9 protein-coding genes are annotated in these 12,763 nt (G+C 50.1%); all 9 read left to right on the top strand.

Annotated features, from left to right (window positions below; all coding sequences use genetic code 11):
* Window positions 1–50 precede the first annotated feature (50 nt).
* The 9 genes from ACMGDE_RS10345 to ACMGDE_RS10305 all read left to right on the top strand — a co-directional run bounded on the left by ACMGDE_RS10345 (window position 51) and on the right by ACMGDE_RS10305 (window position 12,719).
* Entirely contained in the window at window positions 51–1,340 is a 1,290-nt protein-coding gene (locus ACMGDE_RS10345) for a c-type cytochrome (protein WP_436832711.1), read from the top strand.
* Between the two features lie 48 nt (window positions 1,341–1,388).
* Window positions 1,389–4,403 (top strand): TAT-variant-translocated molybdopterin oxidoreductase, encoded by a 3,015-nt coding sequence (locus ACMGDE_RS10340; RefSeq protein ID WP_436832710.1) that lies wholly within the window; start codon window positions 1,389–1,391, stop codon window positions 4,401–4,403.
* Between the two features lie 21 nt (window positions 4,404–4,424).
* Window positions 4,425–5,906 (top strand): NrfD/PsrC family molybdoenzyme membrane anchor subunit, encoded by a 1,482-nt coding sequence (gene nrfD / locus ACMGDE_RS10335; RefSeq protein ID WP_436832709.1) that lies wholly within the window; start codon window positions 4,425–4,427, stop codon window positions 5,904–5,906.
* Window positions 5,907–5,909: 3 nt separating this feature from the next.
* Window positions 5,910–6,446 (top strand): DUF3341 domain-containing protein, encoded by a 537-nt coding sequence (locus ACMGDE_RS10330; protein WP_436832708.1) that lies wholly within the window; start codon window positions 5,910–5,912, stop codon window positions 6,444–6,446.
* Window positions 6,439–7,062, top strand: coding sequence for a c-type cytochrome (locus tag ACMGDE_RS10325; RefSeq protein WP_436832707.1), 624 nt, complete (start codon window positions 6,439–6,441; stop codon window positions 7,060–7,062). Before ACMGDE_RS10330 ends, ACMGDE_RS10325 begins: the two co-directional genes overlap by 8 nt.
* Window positions 7,063–7,082: 20 nt before the next feature.
* Window positions 7,083–8,318, top strand: coding sequence for a quinol:cytochrome C oxidoreductase (locus ACMGDE_RS10320; RefSeq protein ID WP_436832706.1), 1,236 nt, complete (start codon window positions 7,083–7,085; stop codon window positions 8,316–8,318).
* Window positions 8,319–8,387: 69 nt separating this feature from the next.
* Complete coding sequence (locus tag ACMGDE_RS10315; RefSeq protein ID WP_436832705.1) at window positions 8,388–9,740, top strand: cytochrome c oxidase subunit II; 1,353 nt, start codon at window positions 8,388–8,390, stop codon at window positions 9,738–9,740.
* Window positions 9,741–9,879: 139 nt separating this feature from the next.
* Window positions 9,880–11,661 carry a cytochrome c oxidase subunit I gene (locus ACMGDE_RS10310; protein WP_436832704.1) on the top strand — a complete coding sequence of 594 codons (1,782 nt, stop codon included), beginning with the start codon at window positions 9,880–9,882 and terminating at the stop codon, window positions 11,659–11,661.
* 5 nt (window positions 11,662–11,666) lie between these two features.
* The gene (locus tag ACMGDE_RS10305) at window positions 11,667–12,719 is read left to right on the top strand and encodes a COX15/CtaA family protein (RefSeq protein ID WP_436832703.1); all 1,053 of its coding nucleotides are present in this window, start codon (window positions 11,667–11,669) and stop codon (window positions 12,717–12,719) included.
* The last annotated feature ends 44 nt before the right edge of the window (window positions 12,720–12,763 follow it).

Raw genomic sequence — 12,763 nt, 5'->3', positions numbered from 1 at the left:
CAGATAACCCCAATTTTTACATTCATCATAATCTGTATAAAGTGCTCAATATGAGAAATATCTCATTAGTTTTTGAAAGAATTGCCAAGCCGATATCCGTTGCGTTGGTGTTGTTGTTTGCGGTTTCTTCGTTGCAGGCGCAGGACGTGAAGGAAGGTGCGACGATTTTCAAGGCCAATTGTGCCACGTGCCATAAGGTGTTTGGGAAGCTGACGGGTCCTGAATTAGCTGGGGTGAATGAACGGCGCGAGGAAGCTTGGTTGTTGAAATGGATCCATAACGCACCCGCGATGATCGCTTCGGCGGACCCCATTGCGGCGGAACTGGATGCACAATTTCCGAACGCTGCCATGACCGCGTTCCCGCAATTTTCAGAAGATCAGATTAAGAGTGTTTTGGCCTATATCAAGTCTGAGGAAGAGAAGAAAGCGACAGCAGATGCGACGGGCGGAGCGACCGGAGGTGGCGGAGCAGCTGCCGGCGATAGTGGGAATGCAAGTAACTTTATGATCATTGGCTTAGTAGCGGTGATCCTATTGGCATTCGTGGTCATTTTGGTGCTTAACAAAGTCATTCGCACATTGGAGCGTGTCATCACCAATAGCAAAGACCTTATTCCTGAAGCTGAACTGGTTGAAGGCGCACAGAAGGATTATGTCGGGAAGCTGAAGAAGCTGGCCAAAAACAAGAAATTGGTGTTTTTTACCATACTGATGTTGGCGATTTTCCTCGGCGCAGCTGGATGGAAGACCTTGTGGAACGTGGGTGTTCACGAAGGTTATCAGCCGGTACAGCCCATTAAATTTTCGCACCAACTGCATGCGGGGGTCAACCAGATTGAGTGTCAGTATTGCCATGGTGGTGCCTTTAAATCAAAGAACGCTTCTATTCCGTCGGCAAATGTGTGCATGAACTGCCATAAGGCAATCACCGCGAGCGACAAATATGATGGAGAGCTGTCGCCTGAAATCGCAAAAATATACCGGGCACTGGACTACAATCCGGAGACGATGGAATATGGCCCGAACCAACGCCCTATTGAGTGGGTACGTATCCACAACCTGCCTGATTTTGCTTATTTCAACCACTCGCAACACGTGGTGGTGGCCGGTGTGGAGTGCCAGACCTGCCACGGTCCGGTTGAAACGATGGCGGAAGTATATCAATATTCGCCGCTGACGATGAAATGGTGTATCAACTGTCACCAACAGACGGAGGTAAACCACGAAGGCAATGCCTATTACGAGGAGTTGATCGCTGCGCACGAAAAGCTGAAAAAAGGCGAGAAGGTGACCGCCGCGATGTTGGGCGGACTGGAATGTGGCAAATGCCATTATTAATGATAGAATCACATCATACTGACATACGCAATCTTATATATAGCTTAAATGGATAGCAACAAGAAATATTGGAAAGGTTTGGAAGAATTGCAGCAGACGCCGGCTTTCGTATCGAACAGCAAGGGCGAATTTGCCGAACCAATTCCTGTAGAAGACGTATTGAATGAAGCTGGCTTGAGCACGAAGACACCCCGCCGCGATTTCTTGAAAGCGCTGGGATTCGGGGTTGGTGCCGTTACGTTGGCAGCATGTAACCGTACACCGGTGCACAAAGCCGTTCCCTATTTGATAAAACCGGAAGAGATCACGCCGGGTATCCCCAATTTTTATGCATCCAGCTTCAAAGGACAGAGCGTATTGGTCCGGACACGCGAAGGGCGGCCCATTTTGCTGGAAGCCAACCCTGCTGCTGTCGGACTTAATTGCGGTACGGATGCGTCGGCACAGGCATCGGTATTGGACCTGTACGATATGTCCAAGCTGAAAGGCCCCAAATTCAACGGTGCTGATATTTCTTGGGATGAATTGGATACACACGTGGTTACTGCGTTGGATGCAGCCCATGCTGCCGGAAAGCAGATCCGCATCATTTCATCCTCATTGAATAGCCCCTCTGCGATTGCCGCGATTGCTCGCTTTGCCACTAAATACCCGACGGCCCGCTTGGTTGAAGTTGATGCCGTTTCGTATAGCGGTATCATTAAAGCCAATCAGCGTAGCTTTGGCAAGGCAGTGGTGCCCCATTATCGTTTCGACAATGCGGACATTATCGTGAGCGTGGCGGCCGATTTTCTCGGCACTTGGCTGAGCGGAGAGGAGCATACACAACAGTATATTGCGAATCGTGACTACAAGAGCCTGAAAAACGGCAAAATGTCGCGCCATATTCAGTTTGAGGGTGGTATGAGCCTTACCGGCACCAACGCCGATGTGCGGATCGCCATCAAACCTTCGGAGGAAGGTCCGCTATTGATCGCGCTTTACAATGCCGTCACCGGCGGCAGCCTGCCCGGCGGACTGAGTGCAAATCCGAAAGCGCAAACGGCGTTGAAATTGGTTGCCAAGGAGCTTCAGCAGGCGCAGGGACGTGCTTTGGTGGTCGCTGGCTCCAACGACATTGCCATACAGACCCTGACCAACGCCATCAACGTGGCCTTGCAAAGCTATGGCAGCACGATCGATCTGGACAATCCTTCGTTTCAACACAAGGGCGACGACGAGGCATTTGCGGCGTTCTTAGCGGAAGCCAATCGGGGCGACGTGGATGTGGTGTTCTTTTTAGACAGCAATCCGGTATATCATTATCCCAATGCAGACGCCATAAAGGCAGCATTGGAAAAAATTACGTTTAAGTTATCGTTTGCGGACCGTGAGGACGAAACGGCTTCGGTATTGGACGCCATTGCGCCGAACCACAATTTCTTAGAATCGTGGGGCGATGCGAATCCACGGGGTGGGTACTACACGATTGTACAGCCGACGATCAATCCGGTATATGATACGCGGCAAGCAGAGCATAGCCTCTTGCTGTGGGCGGGCGAAAAGACCGACTACTATACGTTTGTAAAAAACAACTGGGAACAAAATATCCTTGTCGGCAGCAGCAAAACATGGAAAGATGTGCTGCAAACCGGTTTCGAGTACAAGGGCGACCAACCGGCGTCTGCTTACAGCGTTGATGCGGCATCCCTCGGCGCGGTGGCCAGCAGCATTGCGGCCAATAGCAAAGCATTGGCAAAGGACGTGGAGGTGCAATTATATCAAAGCGTGGCGCTCAAGGATGGTAAGCAAGGAAACAACGCATACCTGCAGGAATTGCCCGATCCGGTATCTAAAGTGACTTGGGACAACTATGTGGCCATTAATCCCAAATTTGCAGAGTCATTGGGATTGGGCGAAAATAGCGTAGTGGAGGTTGAAGGTGAAAACGGTTACAAGGTAACGCTACCGGTGTTGATGCAGCCTGGCCAAGCGATGGGTACGGTGTCTATTGCCGTGGGCTACGGACGCACCAAGGTGGGCAAAGCGGGCAATAACGTCGGACAGAATGCTTATCCTTTTGCAAAGCTGGTGAACGGAACATTGCAGTTCAATACCACGGCTAAGCTTACCAAGGCCAGCGGCACCTATGAATTGGCACAAACGCAAACGCACCATACCATCGAGGGGCGCAACGTGATCCGTGAAACGACCTTTGCGAAGTATAAAGAGGATCCCGGGCACAATGCCGGACGTTGGACGGATAAGCACAAAACGTACGATCTGTGGAATAAATACGAGCAACCGGGGCACAAATGGGTGATGGCTATTGACCTCAACGCGTGTACCGGATGCGGTTCTTGTATTGTTGCCTGCAACGTGGAGAACAATATTCCGGTGGTTGGACGCGATGAAGTACGCCGCCGCCGCGAAATGCATTGGATCCGTATCGACCGGTATTATGCCATCGAGCAGGACGGAGAAGTGCATACCAAGGAGGATGACATCCGCGACCTGGATGATATGGAGAATGTATCGGTGGTACACCAGCCGATGCTCTGCCAACATTGCGAGCATGCACCCTGCGAAACGGTGTGTCCGGTGCTGGCCACCGTGCACTCGTCGGAAGGGTTGAACCACATGGCATACAACCGTTGCTTTGGCACACGTTATTGCGCGAACAACTGCCCGTATAAGGTGCGTCGTTTCAACTGGTTCAACTACTGGAATGATTCGCGCTTCGATAATTACCTGAATAACGAATTTACGCAGTTGGTATTGAATCCCGACGTGGTTTCGCGCTCACGCGGGGTCATGGAAAAATGCTCCATGTGCATCCAACGTATCCAAGCGGGCAAATTGAAAGCCAAAATAGAGAAGCGACCATTGCGGGACGGCGATATTAAGTTGGCCTGTAGCTCGGCTTGTTCGGCTAATGCCATCATCTTCGGAGATGCGAATGATCCCGATTCGGAGGTTTCCAAGGCGTTGCGTGATGAACGCGTATATTATGTATTGGAGGAGATCAATGTACAACCGGGCATCGGCTACATGACGAAGGTGAGAAATACTTACGAGGCTTAATTCTTTTTGAAATCATAGACTATGTCATCGCATAACGAATCAATATTAAGAGAACCACTGGTAACCGGCAAAGACATCACCTATGCCAAGGTGACGGATGATATCTTATTGCCGGTAGAAAATAAACCCAATAAAGCGTGGTGGATCGGTTTCACCTTGGCGGCGTTGGGGGCTTTGCTGTGGGTAGTCAGTGTGGGCTATACGTTTTGGACCGGTATCGGTGCCTGGGGGCTGAATAAAACGGTTGGTTGGGCATGGGACATCACCGACTTCGTGTGGTGGGTGGGTATCGGTCACGCCGGCACACTGATTTCGGCGGTATTATTGCTCTTCCGTCAAAACTGGCGTAACTCGATCAACCGCTCGGCAGAGGCCATGACCATCTTTGCGGTGATTTGTGCTGCCACCTATGTGGTAGCCCACATGGGCCGCCCTTGGCTGGCTTATTGGATTTTTCCTTTGCCCAACCAGTTTGGTTCACTTTGGGTAAACTTCAACTCGCCCTTGGTATGGGATGCTTTCGCGATCTCTACGTATTTCACCGTTTCCTTGGTGTTTTGGTATTGTGGCTTATTGCCGGATATTGCGTCGGTGCGTGACCGTGCAGCCGGATTGAAACGGCGCATTTATTCCGTCTTGTCTTTCGGATGGAGCGGCTCGGTAAAAACCTGGCAACGGTTTGAGATCGTATCGCTGATCTTGGCCGGTATCTCTACCCCGTTGGTGCTTTCGGTACACACCATCGTATCCATGGACTTTGCCACCTCTGTGATTCCGGGATGGCACACCACGATTTTCCCGCCTTATTTCGTGGCGGGTGCAATCTTCTCTGGTTTTGCAATGGTGCAGACGCTGCTGTTGGTGATGCGGAAGGTACTCAACTTTGAGAATTACATTACGATGTTCCACATTGAGTCGATGAACAAGATCATCATGGTGACGGGCTCTATCGTGGGTATCGCGTATTTGACGGAGCTGTTCATCGCTTGGTATTCCGGCTCTGAATATGAAATGTACGCGTTTGCCAATCGGATCGCGGGTCCGTATGCTTGGGCGTATTGGGCGATGATGACCTGCAACGTGATTTCGCCGCAATTATTCTGGTTCAAGAAAATCCGGACGAGCATTCCGATTTCGTGGGTACTCTCCATTGTGGTCAACATCGGGATGTGGTTTGAGCGTTTCGTGATCATCGTGACCTCGCTGCACCGCGATTATCTCCCGTCAAGCTGGGCGATGTTCTACCCGACGTGGACGGACGTCGGCATCTTTGTCGGATCCATCGGATTGTTTTTCACGCTATTCCTGCTGTTTTTGCGGTTCCTCCCCGGTATCGCGATTGCGGAAGTAAAGCTGTTGTTGAAGAGCGCGAGTTTGCAGCAGAAAACCAAACTGGTACAGGAAGGTCATTTGGATCCCGAGCAGGTAGAGTTCTTCAGGAATACGCTTGGCAAATACGATTCGGTAACGGAGGAAGACATCAAGGCATTAGAAACCAAGTAGCAAATGAGTACTATCAAATATATCATCGGAAGTTTTGCAGACCCGGACGAGCTGATGGACGGGATTGATAAGTTGCAGGCCAACAACATCAGCATCTACGATTGCTTTACGCCAATGCCTATCCACGGCATAGAGGCGAAGTTGGGGGTGAAGCCATCGCGGTTGCCTATCGCGGCGTTTTGCTTTGGATTGTTGGGAACTACCTTGGGTTTCAGCCTCTTGTATTACACGATGACCTATGACTGGCCGATGAATATCGGTGGCAAACCACCACTACCATTGCCAGCTTTCGTTCCGGTCACGTTTGAAGTGACCATCCTGCTCTGTGCATTGGGCATGGTGGCTACATTTTTCTTCCGCAATCACTTGTTTCCGGGCCGGGCACCGCGCGTAATGGATTTGCGTGCAACGGACGACCGGTTTATCGTTGCTGTGGATGCTAACGATAATACGGATCACGAAAAGATTGAAAATTTGTTGAAAGAGGCTGGCGCCGTAGAAGTGAAGTACAATGAACGCAAATATGTTAGCTATGAATAAGATGAAATTTCTTGGCGCTGTGGGTGCGGCCGTTGCGATTGCGGCTGTAGTAGCGTCGTGTGGCGATCAAACCACACGCAGCAGGGGCTGGGAATTTTCGCGAAATATGTATGATCCGATTGGGTATAACCCGGATCAGCCGAACGCCAACTTCAAGGACGGAAAGACGGCGCAGACACCTCCGGCTAATACGATACCCGTGGGTTTCGAGCGGTTTGAATATGCGAATAACACCGAGGATTATCAACGCGCAGGTGCGGAGTTGGTGAATCCCTTGGTTCGTAATGCGGCAACCTTGGCCCAGGGAGAAGCCCTTTATCAGGTGTATTGCTCGGTATGTCATGGGCCGGAAGGCCGAGGAGATGGACCGATCACCATAGACCGAACGCTGGATGCTGAATCGCGGCCGCTTGAGAATTTTCCGCCACCGCCATCATACGCGAAATCCGATGGAGTCAATTCCTCCAGGGGAGGAGCGATGGCTGACTTAACCGACGGTAAAATATACCATACGATTACGTACGGACTGAACATGATGGGATCGCATGCTTCGCAGTTGTCTCCGGAAGAACGTTGGAAAGTGGTTATGTACGTTAGAGAATTACAAAAGAAATAATATTATATCAGCTATATTAAATGGGAACTCATAGTCATCATCACGATTATAACTTTAGCGAGCAATTTACCTTTACGGCGAAAGCGAGGATATTGAGTTTGGTCGCCCTTGCTGTTGGCCTCGTGGCGATCGCCATCGGGTTGCTCTCCAGTGACCACATCATGGTGGAACGTACATATGCCAATTTGCTGCTGATGGGGTATTATTTCACCTGTGTGTGTGCAGCTGGGGGGTTCTTTTTGGCACTGCAATATGTCACGCAATCCGGTTGGTCTTCCGGCATGATCCGGATTCCGCAGGCGATGGCCAGTGTGCTGCCGATAGCGGCGATCATCCTGTTGGTGATCACCGCCACGGGATTGTTTTCGCATAACCTGTATCACCACTGGTATGCCGAAGGGATCACCGATCCGGATAGCCCACATTACGATGCATTGGTTGCTGGGAAGTCAGCGTTTTTGAATGCACCTGGCTTCTTGACGCGTCAGGTCATCTTTATGGGCACCTATAGCATCTGTTCATGGCTGTTGGCTAAATATTCCTATAACGAAGATCTCCACGGTGGGCTCAACTCCTACAAAAAGAGTTTTAAGCTTTCTGCCTTATTTTTGGTAATTTTTGGATTTACAACGCCCATTTGGTCGTTTGACACCATCATGTCCTTAGAGGCCCACTGGTTTTCGACGATGTTTGGCTGGTACAATTTCGCGGCGATGTGGGTGAGCGGCCTTTGTGTGATCACCTTGATCATTATCGTGCTGAAGAAGTCGGGTTATATGAGCTGGGTAAACGAAAACCATTTGCATGATTTGGGGAAGTTGATTTTCGGGTTTTCCATTTTCTGGACCTATGTGTGGTTTGCGCAGTTCATGCTGATCTGGTATGCCAACATTCCCGAAGAAACGGTGTATTTCTACAAACGCTGGGAGCCGGAATATAAGCCGTGGTTTTGGGTCAATCTGTTTATCAATTTTGTGATGCCTATTTTGGCATTAATGGATCGCGACGCCAAGCGGAAGATGAATACCATGATGGCGGTTTGTATCGTTTTGTTGATGGGTCACTGGCTGGATTATTACATCATGATCATGCCGGGTACGGTGGAGTTACACCGTGGTTTTGGTTGGATCGAGGTGGGCACGGCATTGGGATTTGTCGGACTTTTTAGTTTCTTAGTGCTCGGCAAGTTGAGCAAGCATGCATTGGCACCCGTTAAGCATCCTTTTTTGGAGGAGAGTTTGCATCATCAGATTTAAGATTTTAGATTTTTTTTGGAAATATAAAATACGTACAAGAGATATCACGAACAATCGTTATACATAGAGATGGGCTTCATAATCAATAGTAAGTTTAAGACAGTTTTTTCGCTGGCATTGGTGATATGGGTATCACTGTCGACCGCGGTATCCGCGCAACAACCGGTCGCGGACACTTCTATTCAAGACACCGCCAGCGCGATTTCCCAAGTGAGCACTGCTGTGGCGGCCGATACGGCGTTGGCTTCCGATACGGCGTCTACGGATTCGGTGGTTGCGGATTCTGCCGCTGCGGCGAGCGTTAGCGGCACACCTGCAGCAACTGCCGAAGCAGCGCAGGAGGTAAGCATCGACCCGCAGGTATACACGAATTTCTTTTACTATGTGCTGCTGGTCTTTTTGATCTGCGTGCTGGTGGGCGTTATCGGCAAGATCTTGCAGGTGTATGAATTGACCCGCCGGATGAACGGGCGTGATACCACCTACTACCTGTATAATGCGAATGCTGCGTTATTCTTAATCTCGTTGGTGGCTGGCCTTTATGGCGTTTACTGGTCATATGCGCACCATGGTGCACAGTCGATGAGAGATGCGGTCACCGAACACGGTGTGCGTATCGACACGATGTTTATGATCACGACGGTCATCACGACGATTGTGTTGGTGCTGACCCACATCGGCCTGTTCGGCTTTGCCTTCAAATATCGTGCAACACCGAAAAGGAAAGCTTATTTCTATCCGCATAACAATACGATTGAAAAGATTTGGACCATCGTTCCCGCCGTGGTGTTGACGGTGTTGGTATTGTTCGGCTTCTTCACGTGGAGGAGCATCACCAATGTGTCCGAAGCGGATCAAAAGAACGCACTGCTCATCGAAGTGACCGGCGAGCAATTTGCGTGGACCGTACGTTATCCTGGCCGGGATGGGCAAATCGGCGAGCGCAATTACCGGTTGACGACGCCGTTAAATAATTTGGGTATCGACTTTAATGACAAGACGAGCTGGGATGATCAAATGGGATCGGAGCTTGTCCTTCCAGTCAACAAACCGGTACGGGTACAGATCAGCTCTAAAGACATCCTGCATAGCTTTTATATGCCCGATTTCCGCGTACAGATGAATGCGGTACCGGGTATGAAAACCTATTTCCAATTTACGCCGACGGTAACCACCGAGGAGATGCGCGATCGGTTGGGCGACTATAATTATGATTTTGTTCTGCTGTGCGCCAAGATCTGCGGTAGTGCGCATTATAATATGCAGAAGAAGGTCAGGATCGTCACGGAAGAGGAGTATCAAGCATGGCTCAACGAACAACCTTATTTCTTCACGGAAGATTTGAGAAAAGAGTTTCAGACGTCACAAGCAACGGAAAAAGTAGCAGTAGCGGATAAGAAATTGTTGGCTAACGCCAACTAATGATGAACAATAACGTATTTAATACAGAGATATGTCAACTATAGCAAACGCAAGCACTCATAGCGTGGATCATCACGGTGATCATGGGCACCACCATGAATCATTTTGGACTAAATATGTGTTTAGTCAAGACCACAAGATGATTGCTAAGCAGTTCTTGATTACCGGTATTATCATGGCGGTCGTTGCCATGCTCTTGTCCATCTTGTTCCGGATTCAGTTGGCCTGGCCGGATAAGGAATTTCCGATTTTGGAGGTGTTTTTGGGCAAATGGGCTGCGGGCGGACGCATCCACCCGGAATTTTTCCTGGCGTTGGTGACGATACACGGTACCATCATGGTGTTCTTTGTGCTCACGGCGGGGCTTAGCGGCACCTTTGCCAACCTGTTGATCCCGTACCAGCTGGGTGCCCGGGATATGGCATCGCCATTCATGAACATGCTTTCCTACTGGTTTTTCTTCGTGGCCTGCATCGTCATGATCGCATCATTCTTCGTAGAGAGCGGTCCGGCAAGTGCCGGATGGACGATCTATCCGCCGCTTTCGGCAGTACCTAAGGCAATCAGTGGTTCGGCGACCGGAATGACGCTGTGGTTGATCAGCATGACGCTCTTTATCGTGTCGCAGGTATTGGGCGGTACGAACTACATCAGTACCGTGTTGAACATGCGTACGAAGGGAATGGACCTGTGGAAAATGCCGTTGACTATATGGGCGTTGTTCCTGACAGCGATCGTAGGGTTGCTGTCATTCCCGGTGTTGGTTTCGGCGGTCGTCTTACTGATTTTTGACCGGAGCTTTGGCACGAGTTTCTATTTGTCGGATCTGGTCGTCCAAGGACAGATTTTGCCCAACGAAGGAGGTAGCCCGATTTTATTCCAGCATTTGTTTTGGTTTTTGGGTCACCCGGAGGTATATATCGTCCTGATGCCTGCACTGGGGCTGACCTCTGAAGTGATTTCGACCAACTCGCGCAAGCCGATTTTCGGCTACCACGCGATGGTCTACTCGCTGATTGGCATCACCATTCTATCGTTCATCGTTTGGGGACACCATATGTTTGTAACGGGAATGAACCCGTTTTTGGGGGGGGTGTTTATGATCACCACGTTGATCATCGCCGTGCCCTCTGCCGTGAAGGTCTTTAACTATTTGGCCACGCTTTGGCGCGGCAATATCCGGTTTACCCCGGCGATGTTATTTGCGATCGGCATGGTGTCCTTTTTCATCTCCGGCGGTCTTACCGGCATCTATTTGGGTAACTCGGCGTTGGATATTAACTTGCACGACACCTATTTCGTCGTGGCTCACTTCCATTTGGTGATGGGGTCTGCATCCATCTTCGGAATGTTGTGTGGGGTCTATCATTGGTTCCCCAAGCTGTTTGGGCGGATGATGAATGAGAAGTTGGGATACCTGCACTTTTGGCTCACCTTTGTGGGGGCATACCTCGTGTTCTTCCCCATGCACTTTATGGGTATCGATGGTGTTCCAAGGCGGTATTATGCCTTCACGGAGTTTCCTTTCATGGAAAAATGGATTTCCGTAAACGTATTTGTTACTTGGGCAGCGATCATCGCGGCGCTTGGACAGTTGGCATTTATATGGAACTTCTTCTCGTCGATCTGGTTTGGCAAACGGGCCACACAGAATCCTTGGGGTTCCAATACATTGGAGTGGACGACCCCTGTGGAGCATATCCACGGCAACTGGCCTGGAGAGATACCGACGGTTTACCGGTGGCCATATGACTACAGCAAGCCCGGGCATCATGAGGATTTCATTCCGCAAACGGTTCCTTTTTCGGAGACGATGAGTTCGAATTTGCCGCATGATTTTGAGGGCAATACAGAAGCAGAGCGCATCCAGCGCGAATGGGAATTGGCGAATAGTCCCCAGCCAGCGAAGGAGGCGGAGTAGGAAAGATGCTTCCACCTGCCGAGCAGCGATTTTTGTGGATCAACAAGGTTACGATCGTTTCATTGTTTGTGTTGATCCTGGCAGGTGGAGTGGTGCGCAGCACGGGATCCGGGATGGGGTGCCCCGATTGGCCGAAATGTTTTGATCGGCTGGTGCCGCCCACGGATGCATCTCAGTTGCCCGCGGGATACGAAGAAAAATACATCGCCGGGAGGAAAGCCAAGAACGAGCGGTTTGCGGCAATGCTGGACCGGTTTGGCAATCGAGAGCTGGCTGAACGCATTCGCAACGACGAGCGCATCCTTCAGCATGAGCCCTTTAATGCAGCGAAGACGTGGACAGAGTATATCAACCGGTTGGTGGGTGCGATTACGGGATTCTTGATATTGCTTTGTGCCATTTTTTCCTTCACGTTCTTTAAAACGAAGAAGTCCATTTTTATATGGAGCGTCATCAATGTCGTGGCGGTGGGTTATCAAGCGTGGCTGGGTTCGATTGTCGTATCCACCAATTTGATGCCTTGGATCATTACCGTGCATATGCTACTGGCCTTGGTGATTGTGGGGATTAGCATTTATACGTATTTCAAGGCGCGGTCACTGCGAGACAAGGATTTGCTGATCAACCATACATCGGGCAGTATTAAAGCCTTGGCGGCCATTTCGCTGTTGTTGATTGTCGTACAGGTCGGTGTGGGTACGGTGGTGCGTGAAGAAATCGATGAGATAGCGGCTTCGGGCGACGTGCCCGATAGGGGTGGATGGTTAGACCAAGTAGGGGAGGTATTTGATGTTCATCGTACCCTCGCGGTGGTTTCTACGGTAGCGATATTGTTCTTGTTTTTTGTGGTACGTTCGCGGTTTGCGCCGAGCAGCCACCAAAGCAAGTTTACGAACCTGCTGTTGTTGTTGATGGTGTTGCAAATTGGGGTGGCGTTGATATTGACGTATGTTGACATCCCGCCATTTGCCCAGACGGCGCACCTGGTGTTGGCCAGTTTGTTATTTGGCAACCAATATTATTTGATGCTATTGCTGGGAAAAGTGACGTGGAAGTGAGTGGAATATATGATAGAAAATGAATTGATGAAAGGGTCAGAACA

Origin of the sequence: Parapedobacter brassicae (assembly GCF_051400755.1) — a bacterium.
Taxonomy (GTDB): Bacteria; Bacteroidota; Bacteroidia; order Sphingobacteriales; family Sphingobacteriaceae; genus Parapedobacter.
The sequence above is the reverse complement of the archived record's forward strand: the minus strand, read 5'-3'. Positions and strand labels throughout refer to the sequence as shown.